The following is a 19,447-nucleotide window of genomic DNA, read 5'->3' on the forward strand; positions in this document are numbered from 1 at the left end:
TCGCCCGCGGGCCCCGGGTGCCGCCCCGCACACACCGCACACGAATTTTCTCGCCGAATCTTCACCGCGGGGGAACCGATGCCGCCCGCCGTCCGTTTTCCTTAGTGAGGCCCCGCGCTCTCCCCCGTGCGTGGGGCCTCACCACTGCCCCGCGCGGCCACCGCTCAGTCGCCGAGCAGCGCCCGTTCCTCGTCGCTGAAGAGCCGGGAGCGGATCAGAAAGCGGACGCCCTCGGGCGCCTCCAGGGAGAAGCCGCTGCCCCGCCCCGGTACGACGTCCACGGTCAGATGCGTGTGCCGCCAGCGTTCGAACTGGTCGGCCGACATCCAGAACCCCACCGGCTCCGGCACCCCCGCCACGCTCAGCCGGGCCAGCAGCACATCCGCCGCTCCCGTACGGAACTCCCCGGCGGGGTAGCACATGGGGGCGCTGCCGTCGCAGCAGCCGCCGGACTGGTGGAACATCAGCGGACCGTGCTGATCGCGCAGCAGGCGCAGCAGTTCGGCCGCCGACGCGCTGAGCGCGATGCGCGCGGCCCCGTCCGCCGCACCGGCCTCCACGGCCGCCGACTCCCACCCGTCGCCGCCGCCCATCAGCGGCGGCCCGGCTCTGCCGTGGAGCGGCTGACCAGCGGGTTCCTGGCTTCACAGCGGTACATGCGTCTCTCCTGTCCTGACCGGCCGGATGCTGGCCACCGGGCTGGCCGGTGCGCCTCGTCCAGTTAACCCCCGGGAAGGTTGCGGGGTGGTTGCACGCCATGACGGAGTGTTGCCCGGCGGGGGCCGGGGGTGAGCCGTGTCTCACCGGGGCGGCGCCCCTTGTTTATGCAACGAGTTGCATAGAAGGATCGGGGTATGGCGCTCGACCACGCGATCCTCGTCTCCCTGCTGGAGAAGCCGGGCTCGGGCTATGAGCTCTCCCGGCGGTTCGAGCGGTCCATCGGCTACTTCTGGACCGCCACCCACCAGCAGATCTACCGCGTACTGAAGCGGATGGAGAGCGACGGCTGGATCGCGGCCCGCGAGGTGCCGCAGCAGACGCGGCCGGACAAGAAGGAGTACTCCGTCGCCGCCCTCGGCAGAGCCGCCCTCTCCCAGTGGCTGCACGAACCGATCGAGCCCGAAAGCGTCCGGCACGAGCTCGCCGTGAAGATCCGCGGCGCGGCCTTCGACGAACCGGCCGCGCTGATCCGCGAGGTCGAACGGCACCGCCAGGCGCACACCGACCGGCTCGCGCACTATCTCGCGGGCGAGCGGCGCGACTTCACCGGCCCCGACGCCCCCGAGCCCGACGCCGGACGGGAGCTCCAGCACGTCGTGCTGCGCGGCGGCATCGCGTACGAGCGGATGACGCTGGACTGGCTCGACGACGTCCTCGCCACCCTCCGCCGGCTCGCTGCCGGGCGCTGACCGGCACCACCCCGAACCTCACCTCCCGAACCCTCACCTCCCGAGCAGGAAAGGCGAACACCCATGGCCGACCCGCTGCTGTTCAACCCCCGCACCTACGACCCGGCGCACTTCGACCCCGAGACCCGCAGGCTGCTGCGCGCCACCGTCGACTGGTTCGAGGAGCGCGGCAAGCGCAAGCTGATCGAGGACTACCGCTCCCGCGCCTGGCTGGCGGACTTCCTCGCGTTCTCCGCCAAGGAAGGGCTGTTCGCGACGTTCCTGACCCCCGCCTCCGCCGCCGACGGGCAGCAGGACAAGCGCTGGGACACCGCCCGGATCGCCGCCCTCAACGAGATCTTCGGCTTCTACGGACTCGACTACTGGTACGCCTGGCAGGTCACCATCCTCGGCCTCGGCCCGGTCTGGCAGAGCGACAACGCCGCCGCCCGCACCCGCGCGGCCGAACTCCTCGAACAGGGCGAGGTGTTCGCCTTCGGCCTGTCGGAGAAGGCCCACGGCGCCGACATCTACTCCACCGACATGCTGCTGGAGCCCGACGGTGCCGGCGGCTTCCGGGCCACCGGCTCCAAGTACTACATCGGCAACGGCAACGCCGCAGGGCTCGTCTCCGTCTTCGGCCGCCGCACCGACATCGAGGGCCCGGACGGCTATGTCTTCTTCGCCGCCGACAGCCGCCACCCGGCGTACCACCTCGTCAAGAACGTCGTCGACTCCTCGAAGTACGTCAGCGAGTTCCGCCTGGAGGACTACCCGGTCGGCCCGGACGACGTCCTGCACACCGGCCGCGCGGCCTTCGACGCCGCCCTCAACACCGTCAACGTCGGCAAGTTCAACCTCTGCACCGGCGCCATCGGCATCTGCGAGCACGCGATGTACGAGGCCGTCACCCATGCGCACAGCCGCATCCTCTACGGCCGCCCGGTGACCGCCTTCCCGCATGTGCGCCGCGAGCTGACCGACGCCTACGTCCGCCTCGTCGGGATGAAGCTGTTCAGCGACCGCGCCGTCGACTACTTCCGCTCCGCCGGCCCCGACGACCGCCGCTACCTGCTCTTCAACCCGATGACGAAGATGAAGGTGACCACCGAGGGCGAGAAGGTCATCGACCTGATGTGGGACGTGATCGCCGCCAAGGGCTTCGAGAAGGACACCTACTTCGCCCAGGCCGCCACCGAGATCCGCGGGCTGCCGAAGCTGGAGGGCACGGTACACGTCAACCTCGCCCTGATCCTGAAGTTCATGGGCAACCACCTGCTGAACCCGGCCGAGTACGCGCCGGTGCCGAGCCGCCTGGACGCGGCCGACGACGCGTTCCTCTTCCGGCAGGGACCGGCCCGCGGCCTGGGCTCCATCCGCTTCCACGACTGGCGCGCCGCCTACGACGCCTACGCCGAGCTGCCCAACGTCGCCCGCTTCCGCGAGCAGGCGGACGCCCTGTGCACGTTCGTCACCACAGCCGCTCCCGATGAGGAGCAGAGCCGCGACCTCGATCTGCTGCTCGCCGTCGGCCAGCTGTTCGCGCTGGTCGTGCACGGTCAGCTGATCCTGGAGCAGGCCCGGCTGACCGGCTTGCCCGAGGACGTGCTCGACGAGCTGTTCGCCGTCCTCGTCCGCGACTTCTCCGCGCACGCCGTCGAGCTGCACGGCAAGGACTCCGCCACCGCCCAGCAGCAGAGCTGGGCACTGGGCGCGGTCCGGCGCCCGGTCGCCGACGCCGCCCGCTCGCAGCGCGTCTGGGAGCGCGTCGAGGCACTGGCCGGAGCGTACGAGATGGCGCCGTAACCCCTTCCGCTCCGGATCCCGCGGAGCGGGGCGGGCACGGGACGGGGGCCGGTGCGCCGACGGTACGACGTCGGCGCACCGGCCCCCGAAACCGGTCGGAACAGGCCTCGGCAGCGGTCAGAACAGACCCTGTGTCAGCGCGACCGAGTCCGGTACGGCGACCTCCTCCGGAGGGCTCAGGGGCATGATGCCCAGGATCTGCTGGATGACGTAGTGGGCCGACATCATCGCGCCCTCCTGCCAGCCGGGCAGCGGCGAGATCTGGTCGCCGGTGACGAAGAACGCATCGGTGCCCTCGGGCTGGAGCAGCTGCTTGTACGCCTTCTTGTGCCCTTCCTGCTGCGGCTTCCAGGCCGCCCATCCGCCCAGCTGGTGGGGGACTTTGTGCCAGGCGACGGAGACGGCCTTCTCATCGGGGACGAGCTTTCGGTCCGCGAACTCCGGGTGCAGCTCGACGGCGCCTTTGCGGGCCAGCTCCAGACGCTTTTCCGGAGAGCGCTTGCCGAGTTCCTCGGCCGCGCCCCCGAAGTTGTAGGCGCCGGTCAGGGTCCCCTTGTCCGAGAAGTAGTCGTTGGACGGGTACCACACTTGGGTGATGTTGTGGCCGGTCCAGCTGATGCCGCCGTAGATCCCCTCGATGTCGTCGCTGCTGTCGAGGTCGCCCTCCCAGAAGCGGCGGTTCGCCTGCCAGCCGACCTTGCAGGTCTTCTCGAACTCCACGGCCTTGATCGCCTTGGTGAAGGGATCGGAGAAGCGGGTCAGCCTGAGCTTGCGCAGCACCGGGAGGGGGATGCTGCTGACGCAGTGGCGGGCGCTGTCGTGGAACTCGGCGTCGCCCTTGCCGTAGGTGAGGTTGACCCCGAGGCCGCCCGGATCGATCTCGATCTCCCGGACCTCGGCACCGAGCACGATCCTCGCGCCGGCCCGTTTGGCCTCCCGCGCCAGCGCCCTGACGATGTGGTCCATGCCCCCGACCGGCTGGAACATCGTGGCCTGCCACAGATAGTCGACGGGCTGGTAGAAACGGGCCTTCCAGAAGCCCGAGTGCACCAGGTCCTCGAAGGACAGCGGCGGGGCCGGTTCGGGCCACTCCTCGATGCCCGGCCGGTCCAGGTAGCCGGAGCGGGTGGAGCCACGGTACTTGCCGTTCGTGTCGAGCGCGCCGAACACCCGCAGCAGGTCCCGCAGTTCACCGGTGAAGGCGTCCGTGCTGACCAGCGTCTCGGACAGCTTCGCCGCGAGATGGCCGCGGGTGTCGTTCGCCACCCGCCGGTTGGGCCAGGTCACCGCGGCACCCGGCGGACGCACCCGGTTCGCCGTGGTCTCCATGACGTACGGCTGCAGCTCCACACCGAAGTCCCGGCAGTACCTGAGCACCCGGCGGTGGTGGTACGGGATCCGTCCGGGCCCGAGGTTGAGGTACAGGCCGTCGTCGAACGCGCAGGTGTGCGTGCGGGTGACGCCCCCCTCCCCGTCGATCTCATAGAGCTCGTCGCCCCGCCGCGCGGTGCGGTTGCGCCCGCCGACGCGCTCCTGCGCCTCCAGGACGGTGACCCGGTAGCCGAGCATGCTCAGTTCGTAGGCGGCCGTCAGACCCGCCACGCCGGCGCCCAGGACCAGCACCTTCTCGCCGTCGCCGGGGCGACCGGCGGGCCGTACGGTGCCGGTCCAGCCGATGGCCTCCGGTCCGGAAAGACCGCTCATGGCGTGCCGGAGCGCCTTCGCGGGGGCCCCGACGGGGGCGTCCACCGCCGCGCGCCGCTGTCTGTTCGAGCCGGTCATGCCGGCCTCCCTTCCGACGGTGCGCCACCGGGCGGCGGACACTTCTCGGCGATCTTGTACTTGAGCGCCTCGGGGTAGTCGCGCCGCGCGAACCGCACCCGCACGACGACCGGGCCCTGGTTGATCGCGTCGGTGGGCTCGCCGATCTGCTGGAGCAGCGCCTCCAGCTCGTCGTGCGTACCGACCGTGAATCCGTGCATCGGGTACTTGTCGGAGCCGAAGACCTGCGCGAGCTCCTCGTACTTCCAGGGATGCAGTTCGTTGTAGAAGTCGGCGCCGTCGGAGGACGGCGTCGGCACCCCCTCCTTGTAGTAGCAGGGGTGCACCAGCATCTGCTCGATGCCGTAGAAACCCTCGTTGTCCAGGACGAACACCACGGGGCGCAGCCCGTGCCGCACCTGGGTGGACATCTCCTGGCAGGTCTCCTGGAACGAGCCGTCGCCGACGAACACCATCGGCCGCTTGCCCGCGTGGCGCCGGCCGAGCGCCACGCCGGTGGCCGCGCCGACCGAGTAGCCGATGGACAGCCAGCTGTTCTGCGCCACGTACGAGGCGCGCTCCGCCATCCGCAGGTTCATCGAGCCGATCAGCGCGAACCCGGCGTCGGAGACCACCGTGAACGGATTGCTGCGCTCGCCCTGCCCCTCGCCGGTCTGCGACTCCAGGAAGGCGTTGAGGTGCCGGAAGAAACTGTCGTACGTCACGCTCGTCGGGTACGGACCGCCGGTCTGCGAGTCCAGGAAGGCGACGGTGCTCGCGGGGACGTCCAGGCCGTCGTCGTGCGCGCGGGCGAAGTAGTCCGCCTCGAAGGCGCCGGCCCCGAATTCGATGATCAGGCGGTCCCGCAGCGCGGGGATGAACTCGGCGAGCCGGACGTCGGGGAAGTACGACGCGCCGACCCGCACCCCCTCGTGGGCGGCGACCGCCCAGTCGTCGCCGATCGACCGCATGCCGCCGAGGTTCTTCGAGGTCGCCCACGAGCCGAGTCCGATGCGGCAGCCGGCGTTGTGGAACACCTTGGCCACGTTCTCGTTGCTGGCCTTGCCGTTGTAGACGCCGGAGAAGCCCCAGGTGTACTCGGAGACCACGGACTTGGCGCCGACGGTGGTGCAGAACGGGATGCGGGTCTCGCGCACCAGCCGGGTGAACTCGTCGGACAGCCGGAAGCGGTCGATCTCCTCACCGGCCCACAGGATCGGGTTCCCGAAGCGCTGGACCAGGTCCACGCAGGCCGTGACCGCACGGTCGAGCATGCGCTCGTTCTGCTCGGTGACGGGCCGCTCCCGCCGGGTCAGCCGGCCGCGCGGTGCGGCACACCGCGCCTCCCAGACGTCCTCCATGACCTCCAGGTAGACCGGTCTGCGGTGCGAGAGGCACGCGGTGATCGCGCCGTCGATCTGGGTGGGGGCCAGGCCCGGGTGGGAGATGGCCTGGGCGTCCACCGTCACCTGGCGGTAGACCTCCAGATTGCTCTCCGGGCGCTGGGACATATGTGAGGTCAGCAGGCCGATCGCCCGCTGGTTGAGCCACTCCTCATAGGTGGGCGCGGCATTGATCGCGATCAGCGGCACATGCTCGGCGTAGCCGCCGCCGATCGCGTTGAGCAGGTTGAACGCGCCCACGCTGTAGGTGACCGCGACCGCGCCGACGCCCTGCTCGCCGAGCGCCGGCTCCGCGTCGGCGGCCGTCACCCGCGCGTACGCGTCCGCGGCCTGGCCCGCGCCCCCTTCGGTGGGGGTGCCCACCCAGCGCACCGTGGTCTTCTCGTGCAGGGTCGACAGGAACGGGCCCAGGTGGTTGCCGGGCACGCCGAACAGATGGGTGATGCCGAGCTGCTCCAGCCTGATGGCGAGGTACTCGGCCACCGTGCAGGTCTGCGAGGTGGTCATGGCGTCAGCACCTCCTGCCGCTCCCGCTCCCGCTGCCGGTCCGAGGACGCGGTGGACAGGCGGCGCTCGCGCGGCGCCCCGGCCAGCCCGGCGAGGTCGCTCTCGTCCGCCGCGGGGGCCTCGTGCACGGCGATGGCGGCGCGTACCGCCGTCTCCACCGCTCCCTCGATCCAGGCGTGCTTGAGCGACACATGCTCACCGGCGAAGTGCACCGGCCCCTCGGCGCGCACCACGTCGAGGTGGAAGCTGGTCATCTGGTGCGGGGTGTAGACGGCGGCCTCACCGCAGGCGTACGGGTCGCGCAGCCAGCTCTGGGTCGCCCCGGCGCCGGTGAAGAAGACCTCGATCCGGCGGCCGTGCACGGTCTGGAGGTTCTCCAGGGCGTATCCGTAGCGCTCGTGGTCCTCGAACGAGTCCCAGCGGGCCGCGTCGTCCGACCAGGAGTAGGCGGCCAGCACCACGCCGCCCTTGCTTCCGGGGACGGGGTGGGAGGGGTAGTACATGAAGCGGTTGGGGTTGTCGGTGGTGGAACCGCCGCCGTAGGCGTGGGTGGCCGGCCGCACCCCGCCGCGCAGCGTGGAATTCCGGTGGTACTCCACCTGCTTCTGGCCGATGCGCTTCTCGTCCACGCTCGGATGGGCGCCGAGCAGCCCGGTGGGCAGGTCGCGCAGCGGCTTCGGCACGGCCACCGCGGCCTCGGCGTCGTCCTCGCCCCACCGCTGGTAGTACTCGTACAGACCGGGCGCGATGGCGTCCAGTTCGCGCTTCCAGTCCGCCTCGGTGAACTCCCACCAGCGGCGCGAGAACTCCAGCAGCACCTTGGTGGCCTGGTCGTAGTGCGTCTCGATGACGGCGCGGCGCTTCTTGTAGGAGAACGGCGGGGTCACGGTGGTGAACCGCAGGCTGGAGAAGGGGATGGTGACGATCGCCAGGTCGCCGGTCCAGGTCTGCTCCTGCGCGTACGGCTCGCCCTCGGGCACGGTCTGGATGGCGACGGCGGGGCCGTCCGGTCCGACGAGCCCGCTCTGGTGGCCGTCGCGGCCGGCGTCGTAGTACTCCAGCCGGACCATCCGCTGGCCCATCACGATCTGGTCCCGCAGATCCTTGGCGAGCGCCTCCGGAAGCTTGCGGCTGCCGCCCTCGATCTCCCAGTACGTGGTGCCGGGGTCGATGTCGCTGCGGCCCAGGAAGCTGTGGAAGAACGCCAGGTGCAGCCGGGACGTCATGTTCTCGATCGTCCCGATCGCCTCGACGGCCTCATCGCTGAACCCGGCGTACTCGCGCAGGAAGCGGCCCATCGAATAGCCGTCGAAGTCGCGGATGACGCCGGCCCAGCCGTCCAGCCACTCCTTGAAGGGCTTTCTGACCCGCGTCCCGTCGCTCTGCAGCACGGAGTAGTAGTCGCGCACCGGCTCCAGGGCCTGGTTGACCATGTCGGCGACGGTCAGCCGCGATTCGCAGCCGGTGAGGTGGAATCCCTCGTTGATCGGGGACGGGTCCTTGGCGTACTGGGCGCGCCGGGACTGGGTGCGGTTGGTGCGGATCCAGGTGTGGTTGCGCTTGTCCGGCTCCCGGAACTCGGGGCTGGGATCGCCGTTGGTCCAGATCGTGCCGTCCTTGAACGACTTGTAGACCACCGGCGGTACGGGGGCGGTCTGATTGCCCGTCGTCGGATCGATGTCGACGTTGAAGAACAGCCGCCGCTTGAGGCCCAGCCGGTCGATCAGCGCCAGGGTCAGGGGGTGGAAGCTCGGCAGCCGCATCGCCCCGGCCTCCGCGTACTGCGCGGGGTCGGTGAACGGCGCCTTCTGGCCCTTCTTGGCGTGGAAGGTCTTGATCCGGCCGCCGACGCGGTTGGCGTTGGCCTCCAGGATCGTCACATCGTGCCCGGCGCGGGTCAGCAGATCGCCGGCGACCAGACCGGCGATGCCCGCGCCCACGATCAGGATGCGCTTGGGGGCGGCGGTGGGCTCCAGCCCCTCGTCGATCAGCACCTTGAGGTAGCGCAGCTTGAGGTCTTCGTTGGCGGGCTCGGGGCCGACCAGCAGGAGTTCGCGGGCGAGCTGCTGATAGGTCTTCTCGTTGGCGCGGTCGACCGCGCTGCGCGCACCGCGGCTGTCATGGCGGGTGTCGTTCATGGCGGCTCAGGCCTTCTCGTGCAGGGACTGGTACGCGGCGAGCCGCCGCAGGGTCGAGACGGAGGGCGTGAAGGCGTACACCGCACCGGTGGTACGGACGAACCGGTCCATCGACACGGTGCCTTCCTGGCCGTCGGCCAGCACGATGTGCGCGTCCGGGCTGCCGGAGGAGCCCTGCTTGAGGGTGCCGGTCACCTTGTCGATGCCGTTGGGCGCACCCTCCGTGCCGGGGCGGAAGTTGGGGTTGTTCGACCAGGCCCGCTGCACGAACTCGAATTGCCGCTCGAGCGACGTGCCGTAGCACACGAACATCAGGCCGCGGTCCGTGTCGTCCTTGACTCCCGTGTACGGGGCGCCGTACGGAATGCCGCGGCGCATGAGGCGGTGCTGCTGGCCGGCCTCGAAGTGCCGGGGATGCGTTCTGCGGATATGCGCCGCGCACGGGGTGTGTTTCCCCGCCCCGTCGTTCTCGTAGGTGAAATCGTTGCGGCTCGAACCGACCCCGGTCACCGGGTTCTGGCCCTGGGCCAGCGGGGTGCCGTCCTTCTTGCGGCCGACCAGACAGGCGCCCAGCAGTTCCGGCGAAATGGCGTGCGGCTGGAATTTCCCCGCCTCGCGTACCACGGCCTCGTTCCAGCCGGCGACGTCCTGCCGCAGCCGGCGCACCACCTGAAGGGAACCGTTGTCCATCCACGCGGGTGCCTCGGGCGGGCTTCCGCTCTCACTCTTGTGACCGAAGACGAATTCTCCGGGCTCGACGAGTACCGTCCCCGCACGGTTCTCCCGGAATCCGGGATCGTCCCGGTCCGCACGGTGGAAATCCTTGACTCCCGGCTGGGAGATGGCGTCCTTGTACCCGAAGTGCTCGTGCCCGCGCAGGTCTCCGGTCAGGGTGCGGCCGTCGTCCTGATGGACCAGCGTCACACCGTGTGCCGAATCCGCGGCGGCGATGTTCTGGATTTTCTCCTCCAGTGCCTCCTCGGTGTCCGCGGCGACGATCAGTACGGCGTGCACACCGTTGCGGTCCGAGCCGAAAAGCCAGTGCTCGGGGGCGCTCGTACCGTGGTCGCCGAGGTCCGGCGCCCGGCCGTCCGCGCCCTTCACAAACGATCCGAAGGGCGTCAGATCCTCCTGCACCCTCTTGGGCTCGCGGGCGACCCGGAGCAGGCCTTCACACGTTAACGACACCCCGACCCAGGTGGCGGCGATGGACGGATCCTGGCCGTAGGCCCGGCGGGAGAGGGAGAACTCCTCGTTGAAGTCCTCGACCGTGGTGGTCACCGAGACGGTGTTCAGCATGACGGACAGCCAGCCGCGGCCACCCGCGCCCTCATCGTCCGGGAAGCGCATATAGCGGAACGCCATGTAGTCCTTGTTGAACCCGGCCAGGATGTTTCCCTGGATTTCCCTGGACCGGCGCAATGGCGGTTCCGGCAGCTGCTCGATATCGGGAGCGGCCGTAGGGCGCGCTGAGATCGTGGTCACTTCTCTCCCTCTGGAGTTTCGGGTGCCGCAGGGCGTACCGGAGGATGACGCGCGCACGCGAAAACCGGTCCCCGGGACCCTGAAGGCGAAATCGATGCGGAGAAAACACAAGGGCACACCAAAGCGAGCCGGTGTACCGGCCTGTGGCGCCAGCCCAGCATCGAATCCGCCGCCCCGCAGTACGACCGGCGCCAACCGGAGCACAGCGCCACTCGTCCTGGTGACCCGGCAGGACGGAGGGCCAAGCGGTCCTCAGCGCCGCGGAGCGGCCGCCTCCAAGGCGGATCTTGACCTTGACACTGATGTCAAGCCCTAACGTCGCCCCCCATGAGCACACATTCCCGCGACGGCCGGGCGGCGGCCGCCCGCTCCTTCCTCTTCGTCCTCGGCAGCTCCCGCCCCGACGGCAACACCGAGCTCCTCGCCCGCGCCGCCGCCGAGCAGCTGCCGGCCGGCACCCCGCAGCGCTGGGTGGACCTGACCCGGCTGCCGCTGCCCGACTTCCAGGACGGACGGCACGAGACCGACACCTGGCCGGCCGGGGAGAACGAGGAGACCCTGCGGCAGGCCACCCTGGAGGCCACCGACATCGTCCTCGCCTCGCCCCTGTACTGGTACACCCTCTCCGCGCAGACCAAGCGCTACCTCGACTACTGGTCGGGCTGGCTCACGGTCCCCGGTTCCGACTTCAAGGAGCGGATGGCGGGCCGGACCCTGTGGGGGGTGACGGTCATGGCGGACCGCGACGAGGCCGTCGCCGACGGGCTGGTGACCACCCTGACGCACACGGCGGCGTACCTGCGGATGCGCTTCGGCGGCGTGCTGTTCGGCAACGGCTCCCGCCCCGGCCAGGTGCAGGCCGACGAGCGGGCCGCGATCCGCGCCAAGACCTTCTTCCAGAACGAGGCCCCGCTCGCCCGCTTCCCCTACGAGCAGCAGCCCGAAGCGGGCACCCCCTAGCTCACCCGGCCCAGGCGAGAGCTGTCCCTCACCCGGCCGCCACCGCCTCCGCCGCCCCCCGGCCCAGGAGGTCGTGGAGGAGGCGGGTGGCGGGGAGTTCGGGGTGGAGGTAGACGTGTTCGCCGCGCTGGCCGACGGCTGCGAGGAGGGCGTGGAAGGTGGTCTTCGCGTCCTCCGTCCGTCCGGCCCGGTGCTGGGCCTGGCCGAGGAGGCCCAGGTGGAGGGGGCGGCGCAGATGGGTTCTGGAGTCGCTGAGTTCGGCGAGGGAGGAGTGCATCAGGGTGAGACCGTCCTCCCGTCCGCAGTGGGTGAGGCCCCAGCCCTCCAGCATGCCGAGCATCGCCTTCCAGTAGAGCAGCCCGTGTTCGTCCGCCAGGCGGACTCCCTCGGCGCCGGAGGAGCGGGCCGTGCGGGCGTCGCCCTCCCAGGCCGCCACGACCGCGTCCACGTAGAGCGCGAAGGAGCGGTCGGAGGGCCTGCTGTCGTACTCGGTGAGGCGCAGCAGTTCGCGGCGGCGTGCCGTGGCGGTCTTGCGGTCGCCCAGGAGCCAGTGGGTGAAGGTGTCGTAGGAGCGGCAGGAGACGCGCGGGTCGTGCTGGAAGGTGCGGGCCAGGGTGTGGCCTTCGCTGGCGTAGCCGTCCGCCATGGCGACGCCGTGCTCCAGTTCGGCGAGCGCCTGCCGCAGCTGGCCGCGGATGTGCAGGACGATGCCCTCGCCGTAGGCCGCGCCCAGCACCGCCACGGGCTGGCCGGTCCGCCCGGCGAGGTCCCGGAGCAGGCCGGAGAACCGGCGTGAGTCGTCGTAGCGGCCGGTGACGAGGTACGCCGCGCACAGCGCCCAGAGCGCCGAGGGGTCTTCGGGGGAGCGGGTGGCCGCGCTGAGGGCCCGTCCGCGGGCGAGCGCCGCCTCGGCCTCGGCGTGGCCGTAGCCCCGGGTGGTGGCCAGCACCTGGCCGAGCTGGATGTGCAGCCGCTGGTTGAGGGACGCGGCCGAGGGGTCGTCGGGCGGCAGCAGGCCGACCAGGTGCACCGCGCGGCGCAGCCAGGTCTCCACCTGCTCGTAGGCGAGTTGCTGCTCTGCCTGCTCGGCGGCGCGCAGCAGCAGGGGAAGCGTCTCGGCGGTCGGCAGCGCGCTCTTGGCGTGCCAGGCGTGGTGGGCGACCCGCTCGATCTCCTCGTCCTCGACCTGCCCGAGCCGGCGGGCGGAGATCGCCTCGGCGACCCTCGCGTGCAGCCGCTGCCGGTCCTCGCGGGTGAGCTCGTCGATGAGCGTCTCCTGGACCAGGGCGTGGGTGAAGTGGAGCCGTTCCGGGTGGTGGGGGTCCTCGCCGAGCAGGCCGGCACGGATCGCCGACTCCAGTGCCGCGGCGACCGGTTCGTCCTCGGTGGCGGTGCGGTCCAGCAGATCGGTGTCGACCTCGGTGCCGATGACGGCGCACAGCCGCAGCACCCGCAGCACCGTCTCGGGCAGTGCGGCGAACCGCTGGTGCAGCGCCTCGCGGACGCCCGTCGGGACACGGGTCAGCAGCACGTCCACCGCGTCGGGCCGGCGCAGACTGCGTGCGTCGCCCAGGAGCGAGAGGAGCTGGATGACGAAGTACGGGTTGCCCTCGCTGCGCCGGTGCAGCACCTCGACGACCTCCGCGTCGACGCCGGGCCCGGCCTGGGCGACGACGAGGGCGGCGACGGCGTGCCGGGACAGGCCGCCGAGCCGCAGGGTCTCGGTCCTGGGGCCGCGCAGCACCTCGGAGAGCATGCGGCGCAGCGTCGCGTCGGACTCGACCTCGTACTCGCGGGCGGTCAGGACGATGCCGAGCGGGTGGCCCTGGCTGCGGGTGCTCAGCAGTCTGAGCAGGTCCAGGGAGGCGGTGTCGGCCCAGTGCAGGTCCTCCATGAGCAGGACGAGCGGGCGCTGTGCGGCGAGGGCGAGCAGCACCTCGCAGACCGCGTCGTGGGTCAGGAACCGGGCCTGGCCCCAGTCGGATTCGGGCGCCGGTCCGCCGGGCCGGGCCGCGCGCTCGGGCATCAGCGGGGCGAGCAGCGTGCCGAATGGTTTCGCCGCCTCGCGGAAGGCCTCCGGGCGGGTCGCGGAGAGCCGCCTGAGGATCTGGGTCCACAGCCAGTAGGGCGGTACCCCCTCGTCCAGGAAGCAGTGACTCCAGATGACCTCCAGGCCGGCACCGCGCTGACTGCCACCGCCTTGGCCGGCGCAGGCGGCTTCCAGGCGGGGGACGAGTTCGAGGAGCAGACGGGTCTTGCCGACGCCGGCGGGGCCGAGGACGCCCGCGACGTGACCGTGACCGGCGAGCGCGCTCGCCGCCGCGGCGGTCAGACGCTGTAATTCCTCGCCGCGGCCGGTGAACGGCGACTGGGAGCCCGGCCCGCCGTGCACCGGCTGTACGGGCTCCCGGCTCGTGCCGGACGCGGCGTCCTGCGCATTTGGCGCGGGATGCGCGCTCTCATGGGAGCCCTCGGCGGTCGGCCATGAATCGACGCTGGTCGACCGTGACTCGACGGCATCGGCCGTCCGTGAACCGGCGGGGGTCGGCAGTGACTCCCCGGTGGCCGTCACCGGTCGGCGCGTGTGACCGCCGGGCCCGGCGGCGGGCCCGCTCGTCTCCGGCCCTCCCGCGGCGGCGCTGCCCGCCCTTTCCGGTCCCGCGGACGGGGCGCCGTCCCGCAGGGCGCCGTCACCGCCGGCCGCCGCGAGGGGCCCGCCCGGACCCGCTGCTGACCCGCCGGCCCCGCCGGACGCCTCGACCGCCGTGGGCCGTTGGGGCTTCTGCGCCGTGCCCGGCGGGCGCGTCCGTGCCCTGCGGGCCCCTTCGCCGTCGTCCGCCGTGGCCACCCCGATCACCGGAGCCCCCAGGGCGGGCCCGGCGGGTTCGGGGCGACCGGGGCGCCCTCCCGCGGTGGGCCCGCCCGCCCCCGGCTCCTGGCGCAGGATCGCGGTCCTGACCCGGCGGAGCTCGGCGGCCGTGCCCACGCCGAACTCCTCGTCCAGGTGGGCGCGGGTCCGTTCGTACGCTTCGAGCGCCTCGGCCTGCCGCCCGAGCCGGGACAGGGCCGTCATCAGATGGCCGACCAGGCGTTCGCGCGCCGGGTGGCGGCGCGCCTCGCCGTCGAGGCCGGCGGCGACCTCCTGAGCCTCGCCGAGGGCGAGCCGGGCCTCCGCGCAGGACTCCACGGCGGTGAGCCGGACGTCCTCGAGGCGGGAGCTCTCGTCGCTGAGCGGGGCATGGCCGTCGAACTCCGCGTAGGGCGAGCCCCGCCACAGCGACAGGGCGGCCGCGAACCGGTCCCGCGCGGCGAGCGGGTCGCGCTGCTCCAGCAGCCGCCGCCCGTCGGCGACCAGGCGCTCGAAGCGGCAGCCGTCGATGTGTTCGGGGGCGAGTTCCAGGACGTAGCCGGGCGCGCGGTGGCGCAGCACGGTGGGGCGGTCCGGCCCGGACGCCGGCTGCAGTGCGCGGCGCAGGTGGGACACGTGGCTCTGGAGCGTGGCGACGGCCTGACGCGGGGGCTCCTCGCCCCACAGCTCGTCGATGAGCAGCTCCGTGGGCACCACGCGTCCCAGGCGTATGAGAAGCAGGGCGAGCAGGGCTCTGCGGCGTGGTGGACCGAGGGGGAGTTCGCGGCCGTCGTGGCGCGCCGACATGGGGCCCAGCACGCTCAGCAGCAGGGGGGTCTCGTGCGGCCCGGCCTCGGGGGCCGGGGTGGTCGGGGCCGGGTTCGGCGTGGGGGATGAAGGCATATCGGTCCCAATCGTTCTCGCACGCGGGATGGTGCTGACGGGCGGGTGGCGCCGTGCGGCCGGTGCCCTTCCAAACCGGAGCTTTGCATAGCGAACGCGGGCGTTCCAAGATCATCCTTGCCGCCGTAAGCAATCGGCAAGGTCCCCACAGGGTTTCGGCAAGGGTGGCGGAAAACCGCTGCAGCAAACGGCAGGAATCCGTCAGCGTCCCGACCAGGCCGCTGCAAGGGGGGTGCCGCAGGATGCCCGTCATCGGAAACCACCGCTGAACGGGGAGGCCATGCACCCGCCCGACGACTGCCCTGCTCACACCCGGGAACACTCCGCTGCGGGTCCGGCGTGACGGCTCCCGCAGCGGGACCGCCCGCCGTGCTCTTCCCCGGACAGGGGGCCCAGACCCGCGGCATGGGAGCCGGCCTCTTCGACCGGTTCCCCGAACTCACCGCGCAGGCCTGCGACGTTCTCGGCTACGACCTCCCGGAGCTGTGCCTGGAGGACCCCGACGGACGGCTCGACGACACGCGCTACACCCAGCCCGCGCTCTACGTCGTCAACGCCCTCTCCTACCGGGACTCGCTGGAGCGCGGCGCACCCGAGGGCGCCTACCTGCTGGGCCACAGCCTCGGGGAGTACAACGCCCTGCACGCCGCCGGGGCCTTCGACTTCGAGACCGGCCTGAAGCTCGTCGTCAAGCGGGGCGAGCTCATGGCCCGAGCCACGGACGGAGCCATGCTCGCCGTCGTGGGGCCGGACGCGGACGAGGTGCGGGCCTTCCTCGCCGAGGAGGGCCTGGCGCGGCTCGACGTCGCCAACCTCAACACCCCCGTCCAGACCGTGCTGTCCGGGGACCGGGACGAGATCGAGCGGGCGCACAAGACGCTCGACGCGCGCGGAACCCGGGTCGCCCGGCTGAAGGTCTCGGCCGCCTTCCACTCGCGGTACATGGCCGGCGCACACGACGAGTTCGCCGCCTTCCTCAAGGGCTTCCGGTTCGCGCCCCTGCGCGCCACGGTGATCGCCAACCTCACCGCGCGGCCGTACGCGGACCAGGACGTCGCCGCGACCCTCAGCGGGCAGATCCGCGGATCGGTGCAGTGGCTGGACAGCGTCCGCTACCTGCTGGAGCGCACCACCGCCGACCACTGCCGCGAGGCGGGCGGGTCGCACGTCCTGACCCGCATGCTCCGGCAGATCGACGCGGCCCCCGCCCGCCGGACAGCGAAGCCCCAACCGCCGGCGCGGCAACGCCTGTTCTGCGTCGCCTACGCCGGAGGCGACGAGCGGGCCTACGCGGGCCTTGCCGAACACTGCCCGGACATCGACGTGGTGACGCTGGAGAGGCCCGGACGCGGCCGGCGCGCCTCCGAGCCGCCGCTGCGGGAGCCCGCCGCGATCGTCGACGACCTGCTCCGGCAGCTCAAGGGCCGGCTCGACGTCCCGTACGCGCTCTACGGGCACAGCCTCGGCGCCCGGCTGGCGTTCCTGCTCTGCCGCCGGCTGCGCGCCGAGCGGCTGCCCGCACCGGTCCACCTGTTCGTCTCCGGGGAGAGCGGACCGTCGATCCCGAGCCGTGAGCGCCACACCTGGGAGCTTTCGGCCGACGCCTTCTGGGACCACCTCAAGGAGCTCGGCGGAACCCCGGCGGAGCTGTGGGAGTACCCGGACCTGATGGCGTTCTACGAACCCGTCCTGCGGGCCGACTTCGCCGCGCTGGGCGCCTACCGGCACGAGGACGCCCCGCCGCTGGACGTCCCGGTCACCGCCCTGGCCGGCGAGGACGAGGGGCTCACCCCGGCCGACCTGGAGGCCTGGCAACGCGAGAGCACCCGGCCCCTGACCACCCACCGGCTGCCCGGTGACCACTTCTTCATCCGGGCCCAGTGGCCCGCGCTGGCCCGGATCGTCACTGCCGGGCTCGCGGCCCCCTGACGCCGCGCCGGAACAGCGAAGAGTCCATGCGCGCCGGGCACCGGACGCGTCCCGAAATCGACCATCCCGAGGGTGACGGACAGCCATGAAGCAGGAACTCAGGAAGCACATGGAAGACCAGTTCATGTTCGAGTTCGACTCGGACATCACCGAGGACACCGACCTGTTCAAGGCGGGGATCCTCGACTCGTTCGGCTACATCTCGCTGATGACGCACATCGAGAAGGAGTACGGCGTGCCGCTCGGCGACGACATCCTCGGCAACGTCATGGTCTCGCTGTCCGGCATCGTGGACTTCGTCGACGCCGCCCGCGAGCGGACCGCCGGGAGCCGGTGACCCGATGTGCGGCATAGCCGGCTTCTACCAAAGCCCCCTGCCCCCGCAGGAGTACGAGACCCTGATCCACGGCATGCTCGCCCAGATCGAGCACCGCGGCCCGGACGAGGCGGGCTGCTTCCTCGACGACCGGCTGGCCATGGGCACGGTACGGCTGAGCGTCATCGACCTGTCCACCGGATCGCAGCCGGTCGGCAGCGCCGACGACCGCTACTGGCTCTGCTACAACGGCGAGTTGTACAACTACCGGGAGCTGCGCGCGCAGCTGGCCGCCCGCGGCTTTGTCTTCCGCACCGAGTCCGACACCGAGGTCGTGCTGGCCGCCTGGGCCGTCTGGGGCCGGGACTGCCTGCCCCGCTTCAACGGCGCCTTCGCATTCGCCCTCTACGACAGCCTCACCGGCGAACTGCACCTGGTGCGCGACCGGTTCGGCAAGCGGCCCCTGTACGTGGCGCGCCACCGCGGCGGGTGGCTGTTCGCCTCCGAGATGAAGGCGTTCCTGGCCCACCCGGGCTTCGGGTTCGCCTTCGACGAGGCACAGCTGGCGTCGGTCTTCGCCACCTGGACCCCGCTGCCCGGCCAGAGCGGATACCGCGGGATCGAGCAGATCCCGATGGGCGAGTACCTGACCGTGCGCGGCGACGAGGTCCGGCGCGGCCGCTGGGCCACCCTCGACCTGGTCCCGGGCCCGGCCCCCGAGAGCGAGCAGGAGGCCGTCGAGCTCGTCCGCGCGGACCTGGAAGCGGCGGTCGACGTGCGCCTGCGCAGCGATGTCGAGGTCGGCGTCTACGCCTCCGGCGGTCTGGACTCCTCGATCATCGCGCACCTCGCCGCACAGCGGACGAGCCGGCCGCTGCGGACCTTTTCGATCGGCTTCGAGGACGCGGAGTTCGACGAATCGCCCGAACAGGCCGAGCTGGCCGCACATCTGGGCACCCGCCACTCCACCGTGCGCGTGACCGACCAGGACGTCGTCGACACCTTCCCCGAAGCCGTCCGGCACGCCGAGGTGCCCGTCTTCCGCACCGCCTTCGTCCCCATGTACCTGCTGGCCGGCCACGTCCGCAGCGAAGGGATCAAGGTCGTGCTCAGCGGTGAGGGCGCCGACGAGGCCTTCCTCGGCTACGGCATCTTCAAGGACACCCTGCTGCTGTCGACCTGGCACGAGCTGGACGACGACACCCGCCTGCGCCGGATGAGCCAGCTCTACCCGTACCTGCGCCACTTCAGCGGCGAGGACGGCCACCGCCGGATGCTCGGGCTCTACCGGCAGTTCACCGAGGAGACCCTGCCCGGCCTCTTCTCCCACCAGATGCGGTTCCAGAACGGCCGCTTCGCCGCACGCCTGCTCACCCACGCCGGCGACCCCTTCGCCGCTCTCAAGGAACTCGTGGCCGCAGAACCCGGCTACGACCGGCTCACCCCCGTGCAGAAGGCCCAGTGGCTGGAGTTCCGCACGCTGCTGAGCGGCTATCTGCTGTCCACCCAGGGCGAGCGCATGGCGCTGGCCCACGGCGTGGAGAACCGCTGCCCCTTCCTCGACCCCGCCGTGGTCCGCCGCGCCGCCGCGGTCAATCTGCGGTTCGGCGACCCGTACGACGAGAAGTACCTGCTCAAGCGCGCCTACGCCGACGTGCTGCCGGGACGGATCGTCAAGAAGGGGAAGTTCCCCTACCGCGCCCCGGACAGCGCCGCGTTCGTCCGCTCCCGCCCGGACTACCGCGAGCTGCTGACCGACCCCGGCACCCTCGACGAGATCGGTGTCCTCGACGCGCGCTTCGTGCGGCGGTTCACCGACCGCGTCTTCACCACCCCGCCCGAGCAGATCGGCACGAAGGAGAACCAGGCCTTCGTCTGCCTGGCGTCGACGGTCTGGCTGCACCACTGGTACGTGCGCGGCAACGCCCGCCGCCGCGCCCCGCTCGGGGTCCCCCTGAACGTCGTCGACCGGCGCAGCGGCGCCCTGTCGGCCTAGGACGGAG

The 19,447-nt window shown here is 71.5% G+C and carries 12 protein-coding genes; 6 read left to right on the top strand and 6 right to left on the bottom strand.

Features of this window, described 5'->3' with window-relative positions; genetic code table 11:
* Positions 1 to 164 precede the first annotated feature (164 nt).
* Positions 165 to 593: a DUF779 domain-containing protein gene (locus tag ACWD6P_RS04395; RefSeq protein ID WP_451442496.1), complete on the bottom strand. Its 429-nt coding sequence runs from the start codon at positions 591 to 593 to the stop codon at positions 165 to 167.
* A 261-nt stretch (positions 594 to 854) separates the two neighbouring features.
* Between ACWD6P_RS04395 and ACWD6P_RS04400 the strand changes: the two genes are divergently transcribed.
* On the top strand, positions 855 to 1,409 hold the full coding sequence (locus tag ACWD6P_RS04400) for a PadR family transcriptional regulator (RefSeq protein ID WP_451442497.1): 555 nt from the start codon (positions 855 to 857) through the stop codon (positions 1,407 to 1,409).
* Positions 1,410 to 1,472: 63 nt separating this feature from the next.
* Positions 1,473 to 3,194 (top strand): acyl-CoA dehydrogenase family protein, encoded by a 1,722-nt coding sequence (locus ACWD6P_RS04405; RefSeq protein ID WP_451442498.1) that lies wholly within the window; start codon positions 1,473 to 1,475, stop codon positions 3,192 to 3,194.
* Positions 3,195 to 3,311: 117 nt separating this feature from the next.
* Here the strand turns inward: ACWD6P_RS04405 and ACWD6P_RS04410 are convergent, their stop codons facing one another.
* Genes ACWD6P_RS04410 through ACWD6P_RS04425 form a run of 4 tightly spaced genes read right to left on the bottom strand, consistent with a single transcriptional unit; the run spans position 3,312 to position 10,488 of the window.
* Complete coding sequence (locus ACWD6P_RS04410; protein ID WP_451442499.1) at positions 3,312 to 4,976, bottom strand: FAD-dependent oxidoreductase; 1,665 nt, start codon at positions 4,974 to 4,976, stop codon at positions 3,312 to 3,314.
* Positions 4,973 to 6,865 carry an alpha-keto acid decarboxylase family protein gene (locus ACWD6P_RS04415; RefSeq protein WP_451442500.1) on the bottom strand — a complete coding sequence of 631 codons (1,893 nt, stop codon included), beginning with the start codon at positions 6,863 to 6,865 and terminating at the stop codon, positions 4,973 to 4,975. The genes ACWD6P_RS04410 and ACWD6P_RS04415 overlap by 4 nt, the downstream gene beginning before the upstream one ends.
* Positions 6,862 to 9,003 (bottom strand): flavin monoamine oxidase family protein, encoded by a 2,142-nt coding sequence (locus ACWD6P_RS04420; RefSeq protein WP_451442501.1) that lies wholly within the window; start codon positions 9,001 to 9,003, stop codon positions 6,862 to 6,864. The genes ACWD6P_RS04415 and ACWD6P_RS04420 overlap by 4 nt, the downstream gene beginning before the upstream one ends.
* A gap of 6 nt (positions 9,004 to 9,009) precedes the next feature.
* Positions 9,010 to 10,488 carry a Dyp-type peroxidase gene (locus ACWD6P_RS04425; RefSeq protein ID WP_451442502.1) on the bottom strand — a complete coding sequence of 493 codons (1,479 nt, stop codon included), beginning with the start codon at positions 10,486 to 10,488 and terminating at the stop codon, positions 9,010 to 9,012.
* Between the two features lie 327 nt (positions 10,489 to 10,815).
* Between ACWD6P_RS04425 and ACWD6P_RS04430 the strand changes: the two genes are divergently transcribed.
* Entirely contained in the window at positions 10,816 to 11,448 is a 633-nt protein-coding gene (locus tag ACWD6P_RS04430; protein ID WP_451442503.1) for a flavodoxin family protein, read from the top strand.
* Between the two features lie 28 nt (positions 11,449 to 11,476).
* On the opposite strand, the gene ACWD6P_RS04435 is transcribed toward ACWD6P_RS04430, so the two are convergent.
* Positions 11,477 to 15,199 (bottom strand): BTAD domain-containing putative transcriptional regulator, encoded by a 3,723-nt coding sequence (locus ACWD6P_RS04435; protein ID WP_451442504.1) that lies wholly within the window; start codon positions 15,197 to 15,199, stop codon positions 11,477 to 11,479.
* Positions 15,200 to 15,538: 339 nt separating this feature from the next.
* Here ACWD6P_RS04435 and fabD point away from each other — a divergent pair, with 339 nt between their 5' ends.
* The 3 genes from fabD to asnB all read left to right on the top strand — a co-directional run bounded on the left by fabD (position 15,539) and on the right by asnB (position 19,440).
* Positions 15,539 to 17,128 carry an ACP S-malonyltransferase gene (fabD, locus tag ACWD6P_RS04440; RefSeq protein ID WP_451442505.1) on the top strand — a complete coding sequence of 530 codons (1,590 nt, stop codon included), beginning with the start codon at positions 15,539 to 15,541 and terminating at the stop codon, positions 17,126 to 17,128.
* 85 nt (positions 17,129 to 17,213) lie between these two features.
* Positions 17,214 to 17,465 carry an acyl carrier protein gene (locus ACWD6P_RS04445; RefSeq protein ID WP_451442506.1) on the top strand — a complete coding sequence of 84 codons (252 nt, stop codon included), beginning with the start codon at positions 17,214 to 17,216 and terminating at the stop codon, positions 17,463 to 17,465.
* Between the two features lie 4 nt (positions 17,466 to 17,469).
* Complete coding sequence (asnB, locus tag ACWD6P_RS04450; protein WP_451442507.1) at positions 17,470 to 19,440, top strand: asparagine synthase (glutamine-hydrolyzing); 1,971 nt, start codon at positions 17,470 to 17,472, stop codon at positions 19,438 to 19,440.
* Positions 19,441 to 19,447: the final 7 nt, after the last annotated feature.

The organism is Streptomyces sp. NPDC002446, from assembly GCF_053595675.1.

What these genes read in the sequence shown, in the direction of transcription:
- ACWD6P_RS04395 (WP_451442496.1), bottom strand. Translation starts at nt 593, where the DNA reads ATGGGCGGCGGCGACGGGTGGGAGTCGGCGGCCGTGGAGGCCGGTGCG.
- ACWD6P_RS04420 (WP_451442501.1), bottom strand. Translation starts at nt 9,003, where the DNA reads ATGAACGACACCCGCCATGACAGCCGCGGTGCGCGCAGCGCGGTCGAC.
- ACWD6P_RS04445 (WP_451442506.1), top strand. Translation starts at nt 17,214, where the DNA reads ATGAAGCAGGAACTCAGGAAGCACATGGAAGACCAGTTCATGTTCGAG.
- ACWD6P_RS04410 (WP_451442499.1), bottom strand. Translation starts at nt 4,976, where the DNA reads ATGACCGGCTCGAACAGACAGCGGCGCGCGGCGGTGGACGCCCCCGTC.
- ACWD6P_RS04415 (WP_451442500.1), bottom strand. Translation starts at nt 6,865, where the DNA reads ATGACCACCTCGCAGACCTGCACGGTGGCCGAGTACCTCGCCATCAGG.
- ACWD6P_RS04430 (WP_451442503.1), top strand. Translation starts at nt 10,816, where the DNA reads ATGAGCACACATTCCCGCGACGGCCGGGCGGCGGCCGCCCGCTCCTTC.
- ACWD6P_RS04435 (WP_451442504.1), bottom strand. Translation starts at nt 15,199, where the DNA reads ATGCCTTCATCCCCCACGCCGAACCCGGCCCCGACCACCCCGGCCCCC.
- ACWD6P_RS04400 (WP_451442497.1), top strand. Translation starts at nt 855, where the DNA reads ATGGCGCTCGACCACGCGATCCTCGTCTCCCTGCTGGAGAAGCCGGGC.
- ACWD6P_RS04405 (WP_451442498.1), top strand. Translation starts at nt 1,473, where the DNA reads ATGGCCGACCCGCTGCTGTTCAACCCCCGCACCTACGACCCGGCGCAC.
- asnB (WP_451442507.1), top strand. Translation starts at nt 17,470, where the DNA reads ATGTGCGGCATAGCCGGCTTCTACCAAAGCCCCCTGCCCCCGCAGGAG.